This is a genomic window from Actinomadura sp. NPDC048021 (genome assembly GCF_040653135.1).
GTDB lineage: Bacteria > Actinomycetota > Actinomycetes > Streptosporangiales > Streptosporangiaceae > Spirillospora > Spirillospora verrucosospora.
Window position 1 is genome coordinate 123,312 of record NZ_JBEZJQ010000017.1, and the last position, 16,807, is coordinate 140,118.

Below are 16,807 nucleotides of genomic sequence, written 5' to 3' on the forward strand. Positions count from 1 at the left end.
GCCGCTACAGCCCGAGGGCCGCCCGGTGCCGCCGCGCCAGACCCAGCGCGGCGGCCCCCGCCGGCTGCATCGGCCGGGGAACGGCCCCGTCGAACGGCGCCATCGACACCTCGCCCTCGTCGTTGACCGCGACGAGGCCGCCGAAGAGCTCGCCGAACAGCGCGTCGTCGACGGCGACGACCGTCAGCAGGTCGAGCGCGAGCGTCAACGGGTCCACTCCGAGCCCCAGGAAGTGCGCCCGGAGGCGGCCCCCGTCGCGCGCGGCGGTCATCGCCTGGTGAAAAGGCCAGTCCTCCTGGACGAAGCCGTCGCCGTAGTCCTCGTCGGCGCCGAGAAGCTCCTCGGCGTACTCGCGAACCATGCACTGCCACAGATCAGGCGGCTCGTCACCGAGCGGCTGGAACACCCCGACCGGCATCACCTGGAAGAGCCCGCCGGCGTGCGCCACCTTCGCCGCGTCGCGCCGGTGCAGGACGTACCGCCCGGACGTCGTCACGGTGACCGTGGTGACGGCGGGCAGCGCGGCCCTGCGTGACAGGTCGCACGGGTCGCCGACGCGGTCGCGCAGCGGCAGCCCGTCCACCCCGGCCGCGAGTTCGTGGGCGACCGACTCGCCCACGTTGACGGCGTCGAAGTAGCGGGCGGGGCCGAGCCGGAGCACCGGCGGCTCGGCCGCGACCAGCCGGTAGCTCGGACGGTCCTCGAACACCTTCGGAGGGGCGAGGGCGGCGACGGCCTCCGCGTACGTCCGGTACCCCTCCGGGAGCCCGTCGGCCGGGTCGGCGATCGCGGCCGGGACGGGACGGGCGTCCCACTCCAGCCTGATCTCCTCCAGCGGGATCGGCGCCTCGGGGATCCAGTCGTCGCGGCAGAGCAGCGGGGTCCCCGCGACGCGCGGCACGTCCGGGTACAGCCCGTCCGCGACCTCGCCCAGCCGTCCGCGGCCCGCGTTCAGCTCCGCCCGCGCCCGCCGCCACTCCTCCTCGTCCGCCACACCCCCGAGCCTAGGACGGGTTTCGAGGTGGCCTCGGCCATGAGCGCGAACGCGTGACCTGGCCGGTGGAGCGAAGCCGGAGGCGAGCGGAGCCGGGCAGATCGCGAAGCGATGCCGCGTTCGCCCAGGCACGGTCACGTAGCGAGCCCCTAGGCGAGCGAAGTGGGCCGGGACTTTGCGACACTGACTCCCCGGGCGACCTCCTCCTCGACCAGGTCGGCGTTGATCATCGCGCCGGCCATCGCCCCGGCCGCCGCCGCCATGACGACCTGGCCGGCCGGGACGACGACGTTGCCGGCCGCCCACACGCCGGGCACGCTGGTCCGCCCGGTCGGGTCGGTCTTCACGAAGCCGTCCTCGCCGGTCTCGCAGCCGAGGTCGGTCAGCGGCCCGGCCTTGGGGACCCACGTCGGCGCGAGGAACACGGCGTCGCAGCCGAGCACCGAGCCGTCGGCCAGTTCCAGGCCGGTGAGCCGGTCGTCCTCGACGACGACGCGCCGCACCCCGCTCGGCGCGACGGGGACGCCGCGCGCGGCCAGCCGCGCCGCGTCCTCGCCCGCCGGGGGCGCGGCGTCGCCGGGAGCGACGGGGACGAACGTCACGTCGGGCGACCACTGGCGCAGCAGCAGCGCCTGGTGGACGGAGTTCGGGGACGTCCCCAGCACGGCGATCCTCTGGTCGCGGACCTCCCAGCCGTGGCAGTAGGGGCACATCTGCGCCTCGCGGCCCCACCGCTCCCGCAGGCCGGGGACGTCCGGCAGGACGTCGGTCACGCCGGTGGTGACCAGTAGGCGGCGGCCCCGCAACCGGGTGCCGTCGCCGAGGGTGAGGACGAAGCCCTCCTCGGCGCCCTTCTCGGCGCGGGCGACCGTCCCCTCGACGATCTCGGCGCCGTAGCCGCGCACCTCGGTGCGGCCGGTCTCCAGCAGGCGGGCGGGCGGCATCCCGTCCCGGGTGAGGAACCCGTGCATGTGGTCGACCCCGGCGTTGCGCGGCTCGCCCGCGTCGACGACGGTGACGGAGCGGCGGGCGCGGGCGAGGGTGAGGGCGCCGCTCAGCCCGGACGGCCCCCCACCGATGATCAGTACGTCTCGTTCGGTCATGCCCCGAGGGTGCGCGGCGCCTTCCGGATTTGACAAACTTCGTTGCCAATCCTGCAATGAGGGCATGGAGACGACCGAGGAGGTCCTGGCCGGGGTCGGGCCGCGGCTGAGGAGGCTGCGGCAGGAGCGCAACGTCACGCTGGCCGCGCTCGCGGAGGCCACCGGCATCTCGGTCAGCACGCTGTCGCGGCTGGAGTCGGGCAAGCGGCGGCCGAGCCTGGAGCTGCTGCTCCCGCTCGCCCAGGCCCACCAGGTCCCGCTGGACGAGCTGGTCGGCGCCCCCGCCGTCGGCGACCCGCGGATCAGGCCGCGGCCGCTGCGGATGCACGACATGGTCGTGCTCCCCCTCACCAGGCGGCCCGGCGGCGTCCAGGCGTTCAAGATGGTCGTGCCCGAGCGGATCCCGCCGCCCGAGCCGCGGACCCACGAGGGCTACGACTGGCTGTACGTGCTGAACGGACGCCTGCGCCTCTTCCTCGCCGGCCGCGAGATGGTGCTGGAGCCGGGGGAGGCGGCCGAGTTCGACACCCGGCTGCCGCACTGGTTCGGCGGCGACGGCGGGCCGGTCGAGGTGCTCAGCCTTTTCGGGCCGCAGGGGGAGCGGATGCACCTGCGCGCGAAGCCCCGCCGGTCATGAGACGGCAAGGGTGACATAAATTTAGTAAACGTGCAGACCGCCCAAACTCCCCAGAAAGCCCCTGCCCGGAAGAAGCCCGCCCGCACGGCGTGGGTGCTGTGGAGCGTCGGCGTCCTCGCCTACGCCGTGGCGGTACTGCACCGGACGTCCTTCGGCGTCGTCGGCCTGGACGCGGCGCACCGCTTCGACGCGTCCGCCGGGATCCTCGCGTCCTTCACCGTCCTGCAGCTGCTCGTGTACGCGGGCCTGCAGATCCCCGTCGGGCTCCTGCTCGACCGCGTCGGCCCGCGCTGGATGGTCGCCGGCGGCGCGCTGCTCATGGCCGGCGGCCAGGCGCTCATGGCCGTCTCCACCGGCGTCGGGACGGCCGTCGCCGCCCGCGTGATGGTCGGCGCCGGCGACGCCATGACGTTCATCAGCGTCCTCGGCATCGTCGCGACCTGGTTCCCCGGGCGCTACGTCCCGGTCGTGACCCAGCTCACCGGGCAGCTCGGCCAGCTCGGCCAGGTGCTCAGCGCGATCCCCCTGGTCGCCCTCCTGCACGGCCCCGGCTGGGGCACCGCGTTCGGCTCCGCCGCCGCGCTCGGCGCCCTCATGGCGGTGCTCGCCGTCGCCGTGCTGCGCGACGGCCCCGGGCGCGCGGACGTCCCGTCCCTGCGCGAGACGGGCGCCAACCTGGCCGAGGCGTTCCGCCACCCCGGCACGCGCCTCGGCCTCTGGTCGCACTTCGTCACGCAGTTCTCGTCCAACACCTTCGCGCTGATGTGGGGCTACCCGTACCTGGTATCCGGGCAGGGCCTGCGCCCCGCGACCGCCTCCACGCTGCTGACGCTTTTCGTGCTGGTCAACGTCGTGTCCGGACCGTTCATCGGACGGCTCGTCGCCCGCTACCCGCTGCGCCGGTCCTGGCTCGTCCTCGGCATCGTCGCGCTCAACGCGGCGGCGTGGGCGGCCGTCCTCGCCGTGCCGCCGCCCGCGCCGCCCTGGCTGCTGGTCCTGCTCGTGCTGTGCGTCGCGCCCGGCGGCCCCGGCTCGATGATCGGCTTCGACTACGCCCGGACGTTCAACCCGCCGGGACGGCAGGGCACCGCGACCGGCATCGTCAACGTCGGCGGCTTCGTCGCCTCCCTCGTCACGATCCTGCTGATCGGGGTGGTCCTGGACGCCCTGTCACCCGGAGGTGAGTTCACGCCCGGAGCGTTCCGGGCGGCCTGGACCGTCCAGATCGGCATCTGGGCGATCGGCGTGACGGGCGTCCTGCGCACCCGCGCCCTGGCCCGCCGCCGCCTCGCCCCGGCCGACTAGGAACGCGGTTCCCCACCGATCAGGAGCGGAGCTCTCCACCGATCAGGAGCGGAGCTCCAGCGTGCAGCACTTCGGCCCGCCGCCCGCCTTGCGCAGCTCCGACAGGTCGACCGGCAGCGGCTCGTACCCGTGCTCCCGCAGCGTCTCGATCAGCCCGACCGCCTCGGCGTTGATGACGACGTTGCGCCCGTCGCAGACGGCGTTGAGCCCGAGGACCGCCGCGTCCGCCTCGCTCGCGAGGATCGCGTCCGGGAACAGCCGCCTGAGCACCGCCCGGCTGCCGGGGGAGAACGCGCCGGGGAAGTACGCGACGTTGTCGCCGCCGAGGGGGAACAGCGCCGTGTCCAGGTGGTAGAAGCGCGGGTCGACGAGCCGGAGCGTCACCACCGGGCGGCGGAGGAACTCCTGCGCCTCCTGGTGCGCGGCGATCTCCGTGCGGAACCCCGTCCCGGCCAGGATGACGTGGTCGAGCGTGAGGAAGTCGCCCTCGCCCTCGTTCGTGTGCTGCGGCTCAAGCAGCTCGGAGAAGCCGTTCTCCAGCATCCACTTCGCGTACGCGGGACCCTCCGCGTACCGCTCCGGGTGCGTGAACTTCGCCCCGTACACCCGTCCGCCGACCACCAGGGCCCCGTTGGCCGCGAACACCATGTCGGGCAGCCCCTCGATCGGGTCGATGAGGCTCACCTCGTGCCCGAGGGCGAGGTACGCCGCCCGCAGTTCCTCCCACTGCGCCACGGCCTTCGCCGCCTCGGCCCCGGCCGCCGGGTCCATCCACGGGTTGATCGCGTACGTGACGGCGAAGTGGTCCGGACGGCACATCAGGTAGTGCCGCCGCAGCGCGGTCCGGACGGCGGTCGGCTCCATCGCCGGCATGACGGTCATAGGTGTCTCCAGGGACATCCGAAGGGGAAACGACTCAGCGAAAGCCTAGGAACCAGACACGCGCAATCCAATGCGCCGATGTTGCTCTGACCTGGCGGTTCGTTGCGCGTTTCCGTCTCATTCGCGCTATTCGTTGCGTGCGTCGGCCCCCTCGCGCCGGTCTCGGGCCGCCGATCCCCGGCCCTCCAGGACCTGCGCCCACCACACCGTTGTGCCGCCGCCCGGACCCGGATCGACCGGCATGAGAAAGGCGAGGTCCTCCCGGCCGGCTGGGCGGCTCCGGTTCACGCGCGCATGGCGCGCGGTGGCCGCGTCCGGCCTGCATGAAGGCCTCCTCCAGCAGGGGGAACTCTCCGACAATGGGGAAATGGGTTCGCGTCCCTTAGCCGTGGTGTCACTGGTGTTCGGCCTGGCCACGCTGACGGCGTGCGGCGGCTCATCGCACAAAGGACCAAGGGCCGACCCCGTGACGCTCGCCCCCTCAGCGACGGGGGCGGCGACCGGGGCGGCGACCGATCAGCCGACCGGCGGCACGACCGGGCCGCCGTCGGTGGGTCCGTCGCCGCGCGCCTGGACGACGCCGCGGGTGAGCACCGGCAGTGGAGCGTCCCTCCAGAACCGGACACCGGACGCGCTGTGCCAGATGGTCTGGAGCCCTTACCCCGTGCGGATCGAGGGCTTCACGGCCGCGCAGTCGGGCGAGCCCGTGCAGATCGCCGACAGCGGCATGTCCGACGATGTTCTGGCGCGGTCCCGGTTCGGGACCGTCACCTACGAGACGGCTCCGAGCTGCACGGGCGCCGCGGGGGTGGGCATCCAGGCGCGCAAGCCCTGTGCGCCGGACACGGTGGTCGCGCCCACGGACCCGTGCGCGATCACCCCCGTGTACACCGACCGGCCAGAGATTCCACGACCCGCCCGCTATACGGTGCTGGTCACGTGGCGGCTCTCGAAGCTGTGCACGGATTCTTCCGGGCCGTGCGGTGGTCTCGGGGCGACCGGCGACCGTCCGGTGCGCGCGACCTGGCAGACGACGCTGACGCTGAACGCCTGCACCAAGTGGACGCCCTTCCCCGAGGCGCCGAACGGAGGCGAGGGCAATCTCGGCCAGTGCTAGGAGCCGATCCGAACGGCTGGCGAGGGCGCGCAGGCCTCTCCCTCCGGAGCCCGATCCCGGACCGGCGCCGGACTGGACGCAGCGACTCTCCGCACTCGGCACCTTCGGCCCGCCGACGTCGCTCGTCGCGGCCGTCCTGATCTGGTACGGCTATGTCGCCACGCTCCAGCGGTTCCGCTACTTCGGCGTTGATCTGCAACTCACCGACCTCGGGAACCAGACACTCCTGCTCTACGGCGTGGAGGTGGCGTACCCGGCGGCAGTGCTCCTCCTCCTGATCGTGCTCGCGAGTCTCGGCGGACATGCGGTCGTGCGCGGCGTGGTGCTCCCGGACCGGGTGCGCGCCGCCCGCCGGATCGCGCTGACCGTGGCGCTGGCCGGGCTCGCGCTCACCGGCAGGGCGCTGGTCGGAGTCCTGTCGGCGAAGGTCGCCGCGAACGAGACACCCGGCGTGACGCCGCTCTGCCTGACGGCCGGCGTACCTTCGCTGGTCTACGCGTTCTGGCTGTTCCGCCAAGCGGGGGACGGCGGTTGGCGAGAACGTCCGGCTCTGACCGACGTGGAGCGCGGCGGACGGTACGTGGCGTTCGCGGTGGTCGCGATGGGCCTGTTCTGGGCGGCCAACAGCCTTGCCGGCGAGGTCGGTGTCGCCCGCGCCTACGACGACGCCCGCGACTTCGCCGAGCTTCCCGAGGTCGTCCTCTACACCAAGGAGCCGCTGAGCGACGCTCCGCCCGAAACGCTGCACGCCGATTTCGGCAGATCGGTCACCTACCGCCACCGCTACCAGAACCTGCGACTTCTTCTGGCCTCGGGCGGGCGCCTCTTCCTCGTCCCGTTGACCTGGAGACCCGACGCTCGCACGGCCCGGATCTCAACGTTCGTCGTCGCGTATGACGGCGACATCCGCCTTCAGCTCATCCCGCAGAAGACCGACTGACCGGGCCCGGTGCTGCATACCGCGCTCGCCAGGGACCTCGCGGCCGGCGGAGGTTCCGCCGCCGGCCGCGCTCTCAGCGTGGATGCCGTGGCCCGCCGGTCAGGCGCGCTTGGCGGCCGTGCGGTCGAGCCCCTCGCGGATCTGCCGGGCGAGGGTGACGGGGTCACCGACGCGGTACATGTGCGAGAAGTACAGCTGCGGGTGCTCGTCGGTCTCCTGGTTGTAGAGGCAGCCCACCTCCCAGCGATGGCGGCGCATGACCGTGATGACCGGCTGCGTCTCCTTCGCCGTCATCGAGAAGTCCGGAACGACGGCCGCCCGGCCCTTCCTGAGCGGCTGGAACTGGATGCTGGTCGACACCCCGAGGTCCGGGTCGACGACCACGCCGCCGAGCCTGATCCTGTCGGTGCGCTGCACGGTCACCGTGACGATCCCGTTCTCCCCGACCGTCGCGTCCCCGCCGAGGATCCTCTCCAGCTTCCGCACGGGAAGCGGGGTCGTGGGATGCGGCGGCGAGTGCTGCGGCAGCGGCGTGGACGTCTTGGCGATGGCGGCGCGTGCGGCGCCGGCGAGCCGGAGCGGGTTGCCGATCGCGCGGAAGTGCAGGAACCACACCATCGGCCGCAGGTCGTACAGGTGCTGGTGCTGCGCCTGGAACGTGAGCCCGTGCGCGATGAACGAGTCGATGACCGGCTGGATCTCCTGGGGCCGCAGCGCCAGGTCGCCGTTGAGGATCGCCTTTCCGTGCCCGAGCGACTGGAAGAACAGCTCGTGCTGGATCTGGAAGCCGTCCTTGAATCTCACCGGGGGATTGCCCCCGATGACATGGAGGTCCGTGCGGTCGATGTCGACTTCGAGAACCCCGCTTTTGCTGACGTGGCCGTCGGCCTGCAGAATCTTCTCGATCGCCTTGACCGGAAGCCGGCCGTTCTCGGTTCTGGTCTGGGACGTCGCCGCCCGTGGACTCGCCGGGTCCGGGGCCGCCGCCGTGGCGGCGCCGGCGGGCGCCGCCACCCCGGTCGCGACCAGGCCCGCGAGAAGCGCGGCGGCGCCGCAGAACCGGCCGAGGGCCCTGCGTCGCGTCGTTTCCGATGAACTGATTATGATCATGAATTTTCCCCCCGTTCGTTCCAAGCTCTCCCCTGACGCGGGCAAGCGTGAACGCGAGCGAAGATCATGGAATCGCTACAGGGAGGAATGGCGATCCGCGAGACTCGGTGAAGTCGAGCGTCCCGTGGTCGACCTTTGTGCCGGAGAAATTCTTCTCCCCCATGTCGGGGAATATCGCCTTATCCCAGGCGGGCGAGTCCGATGCCGGCGGTTCCATGCCGATCGTCAGTGCTCGTTCGGCTCTGGCCGCTCGGCGTGCCGGAGGCGCCGGGGCGCGATCTGGTGGAGGCGTGCGGGGCGATCGTTCAGAATCGTGGCATGCGAAGGTCGGATCGGATCGCATGGTGGACGTTCGGCATCGGCATCGTCGTGATCTTCGGTGGTATCGGCGTGGTCGGCATGCTGGCCGATCCGCCTCCCCCGGAGCCGCCCTCCCCGGACACCGTGAACCTGTTCTGCCCCCGGGAACCGGTCGGCAAGGCGCGGGGCGACACGTATTTCAAAGAGGTCGCCGAACCTTACCGGGGCAACGGCCCGCACGCCGTGAGGCTGCTGTACGTGAACGCCAACACCGGTGAGGACGCCGACGAGCTTCCCGCCCGCTGGACGGCGGACGACGGGGGGAGCGACGCCGGCGCGAAGCCCAAGGTCCAGCTCGTCGCCTGTGGCTACCAGGACACGGGACGGGAGACCCGGGTCTGCGAGTACGTCCCCGAAGCCGTTGCGCGGCTGGACTGGCAGCTGTCGGAGCGCACCGGGGCGCTGGGCACGACCAAGATCTCGCTCCTGAAGGCCTCCTACGTCTTCGAGATCTACGAGGCGAAGACCGCCAGGCCGCTGGGCCGCTTCACGGTGCCCGGCGACGCGGCGTGCCCAGGGAGCGTCAAGCTCGACGACCGGGCCTCCATCGGGCAGCCGCCGGACGCGGCCAAGCTGCGCAAGGCCTTGCGCCCCTACGCGGAACGCGCCGTCGGCTGAGGAACGGCGGGCGCCGCGGGCTATGGCCGAACTCCCAGGGCGGCGAGTTGGAGGCGGAGGGCCAGGCGGGTCTGGGGCCTCGTGAGGTCGAGCGGGGTTGTCTCGGTCATGCGGCGCAGGCGGTGGCGGAGGGTGTTGGGGTGGACGGCCAGGGCCTGGGCCGTGCCTTTGGTGTCGCCGTAGTGGTCCAGCCACGCGGCGAGGGTCGGGAGGTAGGACGTTCCGTGCTTCTCGTCGTGGGCGCGGAGGGCGGGGAGGGGGCCGCCCAGCAGGTCGGCGCCGACCGCCTTGCGGGCGCGTTCGACGACCACCTCGTCCCAGGCGTCCTCCAGGAGGACGGCCCCGGGGGCGAGGCCGCCGGAGCCGACCAGGGCCGCGAGTTCGGACGCCTCGGCGCGGGAGCGGGGGAGGTCGGCGGGGGAGCGGGCGAGGCCGCCCGCCGCCGCGTACAGGGTGCGGTCGTGGGCGCGGACGCGGGTGAGGACGTGGCGCAGCCAGGGCGTCGTCCCGGATTCGGCGGTGTCGCGGCCGGGCTCGCTCAGGACCGCGAAGATCGTGCCGGCGAGGTCGGTGAGGAGGGGGCGGCGCCAGCCGTAGCGGCGGGTGATCGCGTCCCAGAGGTCGAGGCGGCGGCGGACGTCGTCGGTCCCGGCCTGGTCGCCGAGCGCGACCACGCGCCAGGGCGGGGGAGCCGGGACGGGCCGGGAGCCGTCCTGGAGCGCGGCGCGCACCTCGTCCGCCGTGACGCGGCGCGCGACGCCGGCCTCGGCTCGGAGGCGGAGCAGGTGCAGGGCCAGGACGGAGGCCAGGTCGGCCAGGCGCCGGACCCGGTCGGGGGGAACCGCCGTGCGCGCCACCACCCAGATCGAGCCGAGCCATTCGCCGCCGGCGCGGACCGGGATGACGAGGCGGGGCAGCATTCCGTCCGGGCCCGCGGGGACGAGGACCGGGTCGCTCGACCGGGCCAGCTTGCGGAACACTCCCGAGGCCCGCAGGTGGGCGATGACCTGCGGTGGGACGCGGCGGCCGACGATCGTGGAGACGCGGGCCGGGTCGGTGCTGTCCTGGCGGCCCGAGTAGGCGAGGACGCGGGAGCGCGCGTCCTCCAGCGTCACCGGGGCGTCGGCGATCTCCGCCGCCGTGTCGGCCAGGGCGAACAGGTCGTCCTGCGGGCCGGACGGCCCGGGGAGCGGGGCGTGGGCGCGGTCGACGGCGCCGCGGACCAGCCAGATGACGTGCGTCCAGGACGCGTCCCGCTGGAGTTCGACGAGGGCCGGGGCCAGGCGGCGCGCGGCGGCGGCCACCTCGGCGGCCCCGGCGAGGGGCGACTTGAGCACCACGCCGCTCGCCCCCGCCGCGTCGGCGCGTTCCAGGAGCGCGACGGCGCCGGCCGGGCCGGTCACGCCGGCGCCGAGGACGATCTCTCCCGGCTGCCCGGCGGCCTCGCCGGGCTCGGCCAGGACGACGTCGTGCACCTGCGCGTCCCGGCCGGGGGCGACCAGGCGCAGCAGCCCCGGGCCCAGCGCGTCGACCAGGCCGCTCACGCTGATCATTCGATCTGCCTCCTTCCCTCCATTGTGCGCTTCGCACCATGGTGGGCCTCCTGATTGGCCGAACTCGACAGGGGCATCGGCTCGCGGACGCCTCACCATCGAGGTGACACGTTTCACGAGGAGAGGAGAGGCCATGGCGCGCCGAGTCGCCGTCGTGGGGGCCGGGATGGTCGGTCTGTCCACGGCATGGTTCCTGCAGGAGCACGGCGACGACGTCACCGTCTTCGACCGGCGGGACGTCGCGGCCGGAGCGTCCTGGGGCAACGCCGGGTGGCTGACCCCCGGGCTGGCGACCCCGCTGCCCGAACCGGCCGTCCTCTCCTACGGCGTGCGCGCGGTGCTCAGCCCGTCCTCGCCGGTCTACGTCCCGCCGAGCGCGAACCCGCGCCTGCTGCGGTTCCTCGCGGGCTTCGCCCGCAACAGCACGGCCGCGCGGTGGCGGCGCGCGATGGAGGCGCTGGTGCCGATCAACGGCCGGGCGCTGCCGAGCTTCGACGCCCTGCTGGACGGCGGCGTCCGCGCGGAGACGAGCGAGGCCGGGTCGTTCCTCGCCGCGTACCGGACGGAGGGGGAGCGGCGCGTCCTGCTGGAGGAGATCGAGCACATCCGCGCCGCCGGGCAGGAGCTGGAGTTCGAGGTCCTGACCGGCGACGAGGCGCGCGGGGTGGAGCCCGCCCTCTCCGACGAGATCGGCGCGGCGATCCTGCTGCGCGGCCAGCGGTTCATCAACCCGGGCGTGTTCGTGCACGCGCTCGCCGACTCCGTCCGCGACCGCGGCGGCAAGATCCGTGCGGGTGCGGACGTGACGGACGTCCGCGACGAGCCGGGCGGCGTGGCGGTCCGCACGGGCGGCAGCGACTTCGAGACGTTCGACGCGGTGGTGCTGGCGAGCGGCGTGTGGCTCGGCGACCTCGCCCGGCGGTTCGGCGTCGGCGCGCTCGTCCAGGCGGGTCGCGGGTACAGCTTCAGCGTGCCGATGGAGCGGGTCCCCGACGCGCCGGTGTACTTCCCCGCGCAGCGGGTCGCCTGCACACCGCTCGGCGACCGGCTCCGCGTCGCCGGGATGATGGAGTTCCGCCGTCCCGAGGCGCCGCTCGACCCGCGCCGGATCCGGGCGATCGTCGAGGCCGCGCGCCCGCTGCTGCGCGGCGCCGACCTCGGCGCCCGGCAGGACGAGTGGGTCGGGTCGCGCCCCTGCACCCGCGACGGCCTCCCGCTGATCGGCGCCACCCGGTCGCCGCGGGTCTTCGCCGCGGGCGGCCACGGCATGTGGGGCATCACGCTCGGACCGGCCACCGGGAGCCTCCTCGCGGAGATGATCGCCACCGGGCGCCGTCCGGGCGAGCTGGACCCGTTCGACCCGCTCCGCTGACGATCCGCGCTCTCCGCCCCGGGCCGTCGCCTCTCGCCGTCACCTTTCCTCCGGCCGCTCCGTCAGTGCGGTGAAGAAGGAGGAGCGATGAGCGAATATGACTGGACCCTGATGTACGTCATGCACGACGCGCTGAGGAGGGAGCTGGAGCACCTCGCCGAGGTGACCGCGCGCGAGGCCGACGACCCCCGCCGCCTGCTGGCCGCGGCGGCGGGGTGGGAGCTGTTCAAACTGTCCCTGCACGCCCACCACACCGCCGAGGACGAGGCGCTCTGGCCGGTCGTCCGGGAGACCCTCGCCGGCCGCGCCGACGACCTGGCGCTGCTGGACGCGATGGAGGCCGAGCACGCCGCCGTCGACCCCCTCATCGAGGCCGTCGACACCGGCGCCGAGCCCGTCGGTGAGATCGTCGACGCCCTCGCCACCGCCCTCACCGCGCACCTCGCGCACGAGGAGAAGGAGGCGATCCCGCTGATCGACGCCACCCTGAAGGCGGAGCAGTTCCAGAACTTCGGCCAGGTCCACGGCCGCCACGTCGGCCCGAACGCGCCGCGCGTGCTGCCGTGGCTCCTGGACGGAGTGGACGACGCGACGGCCGCGGCCACGCTGTCCGTCCTGCCGGAGCCCGCCCGCACCGCGTTCGAGACGCAGTGGCAGCCCGCCTACCGGGCGCTGCAGCGCTGGCCGGCGGCCTGACCGGCGGAGACGGCGAGGCCGCCGCCACGGACGGACCGTGGCGGCGGCCTCGTGCCGTCCCGCGGATCAGAGGTTGATCATGTGCCCGGCCAGGCCGTGCACGGCCTCCTTCATGGCCTCGCCCAGGGAGGGGTGGGCGTGCACGTTGCGCGCGACCTCGTTGACGGTGAGGTCCCACTGCTGCGCCAGGGTCAGCTCGGGCAGCAGCTCGGTCACCTCGGGGCCGATCATGTGCGCGCCGAGGATCTCCCCGTACTTCGCGTCGCTGATCACCTTGACGAAGCCGTCGCCCTCGCCGAGGCCGAGCGCCTTGCCGTTGGCGCTGAACGGGAACTTCGCGGTCTTGACCTCGAAGCCCTGCTCCTTCGCCTGCGCCTCCGTCCAGCCGAACGAGGCGACCTGCGGCTGGCAGTAGGTGGCGCGGGGGATCATCACGTAGTCGAGCTCCATCGTCTCGGCGTCGCCGATGGTCTCGGCCGCGACGATGCCCATGGCCTCGGCGGCGTGCGCGAGCATCAGCTTCGCGGTGACGTCGCCGATGGCGTAGATGTGCGGGACGGACGTGCGGCAGCGGCCGTCCACGTCGATCGCGCCGCGGTCGGTCAGCGCGACGCCGGTCTTCTCCAGCCCGTAGCCCTCGACGTTCGGCTGGAACCCGATCGCCTGGAGCACCTTGTCGGCCTCCAGCACCTGCTGTGCGCCGTCCTTGCCGGTGACGGTGACCTTGACCTTCTCGCCGGAGTCGTCGATCGCGTCGACCCGGGTCGAGGTGAGGACGTCCACGCCGAGCTTGCGGTAGCGCTTGGCCAGCTCCTTCGACACGTCGGCGTCCTCGTTCGGGACCATCCGGTCGAGGAACTCGACGATCGTGACCTTCACCCCGTAGTTGTGCAGCACGTAGGCGAACTCGACGCCGATCGCGCCGGCGCCCGCGATGACGATGCTGTCCGGCAGCTCGGAGCTGAGGATCTGCTCCTCGTAGGTGACCACGCGCTCCGACAGCGACGTGCCCGGCAGCAGCTTGGTGTGCGCCCCGGCCGCGATGATGCAGTTGTCGAACGTGACCGTCTCGCTCGACCCGTCCTGCCTGGCCACCTGGAGGGTGTTCGGGTCGGTGAACGTGCCCCGCCCGTCGTAGGACGTGATCTTGTTCTTCTTCATCAGGAACTGGACGCCCTTGACGAGCTTGTCCGACACCTGGCGGCTGCGCTCGTAGGCGACGCCGTAGTCGAAGGACACGCTGCCCTCGACGTTGATCCCGAACGTCTTCTGCTCGTGGGTGAAGATGTGCGCCAGCTCGGCGTTGCGCAGCAGCGCCTTCGAGGGGATGCAGCCGACGTTGAGGCACACCCCGCCCCAGTACCTCTCCTCGATGATCGCCGTCTTCAGCCCAAGCTGCGCCGCCCGGATCGCGGCGACATATCCACCCGGGCCCGCGCCCAGGACCACGACGTCAAAGTGTTCGCTCATATCCAAGGACGATATTCGCCACGGCCATGTGTTCGCATCCTGGCGGAGCGCACGCGGGGCGCCGGGTCGGACGCGGCCGTCACGTCCTGTTAGGGTTTCGGCAAGGTCTCCCTCCGATCACGATCCGTGGGAGCCCGTCGACTGACAGGGCGGCGCGCAGGGGCGCGAGCCCGGAGCCGTCCCGGCCGCGGAGCCCGGCGGCGTCCCCTGGAACGGCGGAGCCGCGGCGCTGGAACATCACGCCTCGGCCCGGTCGTTGTCCCCGTTCCGAGCCGAGTGGAGGAGAAGGCGAGTGAGGATCCCCAAGCGCGTCAACACCGTCCTGGACTGGGTGGAAGAGCACCTGCTCGCGCTCGCGGTGGTCGTCGCGCTGGTCGTCGTCGCGCTGGTCGCCACGCTCGCGCCGTCGGCCGTCGGCCTGCCCGTCGCCGGGTTCGTCCTCGGCGCCGCCGCCGGGGGCCTCGTCGTGCACCTGCGGATGAGCCGCCGCGTCGCCCGCGCCCGCTCCGACATCGACAACCTGCTCCGCGAGAACGGTGCGCTGCGGCACCGCAACACCGTCCTCGCCAGCGGTGTGATCACGCGCGGTGCGCAGGAGACGCAGGCGCTCGTCTCCATCCCCGAGGACGACCTGCTGGACGCGCCGGACGACCCGCAGGCCACCGTGTCCATCGACGAGCTGCTGGACGGCGACCCGCTGAGCACCAACGAGCTGCCGGACGACCCGCAGGCCGCCGAAGACCCCGAGAACGCCGAAGCCCCTGAGGTCACCGGCGACCCCCTGTCCACCGATGAGCTTCCCGGACGGGACGAGACCCCGCCCCCCGCAGCCGGTCCCCTGGACGGCGACCCGCTGCGCACCACCGTCCTGCCCGCGCTGCCGGACGACGTCCTCGGCGGCGCCGACGAGGACGAGGACACCGCGCGGACGCCCCGCCGGCGGTCCCGCAAGGCCTGACCGGGGCTCATCCAGGGGCCTGAGCAGGCCTCCTGCCGCAGAGTCATCGGAGCCCCAACCCCCCGTTACTTTTGCTGATCTTCGGGCAGGGGCATGCCGTGGACGACTCGACGAACGCGCGGCGGGGAGCGGATCCGGGACGCGGCGGCGAGGGCGCGGGACCGCCCGAGGGCGCCGGGCCCGGCGAGGGCGCCGTCCGCAAGGCCGTGATCGCCTCGGCGATGGGCAACTGCATCGAGTGGTTCGACTTCGGCGTGTTCAGCGCCGGCGTGATGACCTCGATCATCGGCACGGTGTTCTTCCCCGAGGACGCGGGCGGCAGCGCCACGCTGCGCTCGTTCGCGCTGGTCGCGGCGGCGTTCCTCGCCCGCCCGTTCGGCGGCATGTTCTTCGGTCCGATGGGGGACCGGCTCGGCCGCAAGCGGATCCTGGCCGCCACCATCATCCTGATGTCGGGCTCGACGTTCGTGATCGGCGTCCTGCCCGGCTACGCCACGATCGGGATCGCCGCGCCGCTGCTGCTGCTCGGCGTCCGGCTCGTCCAGGGCTTCTCGACGGGCGGCGAGTACGGCGGCGCCGCCACGATGATCGCCGAGTACGCGCCCACGAACCGGCGCGGGTTCTACGGGGCGTTCCTGGAGTTCGGCACCCTCGGCGGCTACATCCTGGGCGCCGGGCTCGTGCTGCTCATCGACCTGTCCCTCAGCGAGAGCGCGATGCAGGGGTGGGGCTGGCGCATCCCGTTCCTGATCGCGCTGCCGCTCGGCGCCGTCGGGCTCTACGTCCGGACGCGGATCGAGGACACCCCGACGTTCCAGCACATGGAGGCGGAGGGCCGGAAGGCGCGGTCGCCGCTCAAGGAGACCGTGGAGTACCACTGGCGCACCATCCTGAGGCTCATCGGGATCGTGATCCTGCTGAACGTCGCGGTCTACACGCTGCTGACGTTCATGCCCTCCTACCTGGTCGACTTCCTGGACATGAACGACACCACGTCGCAGCTCACCACGATCGGCGTGGAGGCGGCGATGATGACGGTGATCCTGCCGCTCGGCGCGCTGTCGGACCGGATCGGCCGCAAGCCGCTGCTGATCGCCACCGCGGTCGGGTTCCTCGTGCTGTCCTGGCCGGCGTTCGCGCTCATGCAGACCCACGACCCGGCCGGGGTCGCGGTCGGCTACGCGGTCATCGGCGGGCTGCTGGTGCTGATGCTGGCGGTGATCGGCGCGACGTTCCCGGCGATGTTCCCGACGAAGGTGCGGTACGGGGCCTTCGCGATCGGCTACAACATCTCGACGTCCCTGTTCGGCGGGACGGCGGCCGTGCTCGTGGGCTCGCTGATCGACGCCACGGGCTCCAACTTCGTCCCGGCCTACTACCTGATGATCGTCGCCCTGGTCGCGCTGCTGCCGATCATCAAGATCCCGGAGACGGCCGGGGTGCCGATCGACCGGGCCGGGGAGGAGAACGCCCCGGAACCGGTGGGCTCCGGGGCGCGGCGCGGCTGAGTGATCTGCCCCACGCCCTCCGGCTGAGCAGCCGATATCGCGCCCGGGTGCGAGTTGTGTGGCGCGAGGGCAAATCAGAGGTGCTGCCAATGGCTCCTTGCGACCGTCTCATTACCGTCTGTAGCGTCACGGGTGGCCAAAGGCCGCAACTTCCCCGCAAGACCACGACGAATCGGTGGTGTGG

15 protein-coding genes are annotated in these 16,807 nt (G+C 72.7%); 9 read left to right on the forward strand and 6 right to left on the reverse strand.

Translation table 11 applies throughout. The annotated features are described in order from the left end of the window. Positions 1-4: 4 nt before the first annotated feature. Together AB0C87_RS26905 and AB0C87_RS26910 are read right to left on the reverse strand one after the other, a co-directional pair. Positions 5-994: a hypothetical protein gene (locus tag AB0C87_RS26905; RefSeq protein ID WP_360580100.1), complete on the reverse strand. Its 990-nt coding sequence runs from the start codon at positions 992-994 to the stop codon at positions 5-7. A 149-nt stretch (positions 995-1,143) separates the two neighbouring features. After that, entirely contained in the window at positions 1,144-2,097 is a 954-nt protein-coding gene (locus AB0C87_RS26910; RefSeq protein ID WP_360580102.1) for an NAD(P)/FAD-dependent oxidoreductase, read from the reverse strand. Positions 2,098-2,161: 64 nt separating this feature from the next. Here AB0C87_RS26910 and AB0C87_RS26915 point away from each other — a divergent pair, with 64 nt between their 5' ends. Both AB0C87_RS26915 and AB0C87_RS26920 read left to right on the forward strand, forming a co-directional pair. Next, on the forward strand, positions 2,162-2,734 hold the full coding sequence (locus AB0C87_RS26915) for an XRE family transcriptional regulator (protein ID WP_345182744.1): 573 nt from the start codon (positions 2,162-2,164) through the stop codon (positions 2,732-2,734). Between the two features lie 30 nt (positions 2,735-2,764). Then, a complete protein-coding gene (locus AB0C87_RS26920) occupies positions 2,765-4,039 on the forward strand; it encodes an MFS transporter (RefSeq protein ID WP_345182743.1) in 1,275 nt (424 codons plus the stop codon). A 42-nt stretch (positions 4,040-4,081) separates the two neighbouring features. On the opposite strand, the gene ddaH is transcribed toward AB0C87_RS26920, so the two are convergent. Continuing rightward, entirely contained in the window at positions 4,082-4,921 is an 840-nt protein-coding gene (ddaH, locus tag AB0C87_RS26925) for a dimethylargininase (protein ID WP_345182742.1), read from the reverse strand. A 367-nt stretch (positions 4,922-5,288) separates the two neighbouring features. On the opposite strand from ddaH, the gene AB0C87_RS26930 reads away from it, so the two are divergent. Together AB0C87_RS26930 and AB0C87_RS26935 are read left to right on the forward strand one after the other, a co-directional pair. Next, complete coding sequence (locus tag AB0C87_RS26930; RefSeq protein ID WP_353831663.1) at positions 5,289-6,038, forward strand: hypothetical protein; 750 nt, start codon at positions 5,289-5,291, stop codon at positions 6,036-6,038. A 262-nt stretch (positions 6,039-6,300) separates the two neighbouring features. Then, a complete protein-coding gene (locus AB0C87_RS26935; RefSeq protein ID WP_353831662.1) occupies positions 6,301-6,978 on the forward strand; it encodes a hypothetical protein in 678 nt (225 codons plus the stop codon). A 99-nt stretch (positions 6,979-7,077) separates the two neighbouring features. On the opposite strand, the gene AB0C87_RS26940 is transcribed toward AB0C87_RS26935, so the two are convergent. Further along, positions 7,078-8,088 (reverse strand): DUF1259 domain-containing protein, encoded by a 1,011-nt coding sequence (locus AB0C87_RS26940; protein ID WP_345182738.1) that lies wholly within the window; start codon positions 8,086-8,088, stop codon positions 7,078-7,080. Between the two features lie 318 nt (positions 8,089-8,406). On the opposite strand from AB0C87_RS26940, the gene AB0C87_RS26945 reads away from it, so the two are divergent. Further along, entirely contained in the window at positions 8,407-9,066 is a 660-nt protein-coding gene (locus tag AB0C87_RS26945) for a hypothetical protein (protein WP_345182737.1), read from the forward strand. Positions 9,067-9,086: 20 nt separating this feature from the next. Here AB0C87_RS26945 and AB0C87_RS26950 read toward each other — a convergent pair whose 3' ends face one another. After that, entirely contained in the window at positions 9,087-10,619 is a 1,533-nt protein-coding gene (locus AB0C87_RS26950; protein WP_353831660.1) for a helix-turn-helix domain-containing protein, read from the reverse strand. Positions 10,620-10,752: 133 nt separating this feature from the next. On the opposite strand from AB0C87_RS26950, the gene AB0C87_RS26955 reads away from it, so the two are divergent. Together AB0C87_RS26955 and AB0C87_RS26960 are read left to right on the forward strand one after the other, a co-directional pair. Then, complete coding sequence (locus AB0C87_RS26955; RefSeq protein WP_360580106.1) at positions 10,753-11,991, forward strand: FAD-dependent oxidoreductase; 1,239 nt, start codon at positions 10,753-10,755, stop codon at positions 11,989-11,991. Positions 11,992-12,078: 87 nt separating this feature from the next. Further along, on the forward strand, positions 12,079-12,687 hold the full coding sequence (locus AB0C87_RS26960) for a hemerythrin domain-containing protein (RefSeq protein ID WP_360580107.1): 609 nt from the start codon (positions 12,079-12,081) through the stop codon (positions 12,685-12,687). Between the two features lie 66 nt (positions 12,688-12,753). Here the strand turns inward: AB0C87_RS26960 and lpdA are convergent, their stop codons facing one another. Further along, complete coding sequence (lpdA, locus tag AB0C87_RS26965; protein WP_345182732.1) at positions 12,754-14,157, reverse strand: dihydrolipoyl dehydrogenase; 1,404 nt, start codon at positions 14,155-14,157, stop codon at positions 12,754-12,756. A 292-nt stretch (positions 14,158-14,449) separates the two neighbouring features. Here lpdA and AB0C87_RS26970 point away from each other — a divergent pair, with 292 nt between their 5' ends. Further along, the gene (locus AB0C87_RS26970; RefSeq protein ID WP_360580109.1) at positions 14,450-15,115 is read left to right on the forward strand and encodes a hypothetical protein; all 666 of its coding nucleotides are present in this window, start codon (positions 14,450-14,452) and stop codon (positions 15,113-15,115) included. Positions 15,116-15,213: 98 nt separating this feature from the next. Next, on the forward strand, positions 15,214-16,623 hold the full coding sequence (locus AB0C87_RS26975; RefSeq protein WP_353831656.1) for an MFS transporter: 1,410 nt from the start codon (positions 15,214-15,216) through the stop codon (positions 16,621-16,623). The last annotated feature ends 184 nt before the right edge of the window (positions 16,624-16,807 follow it).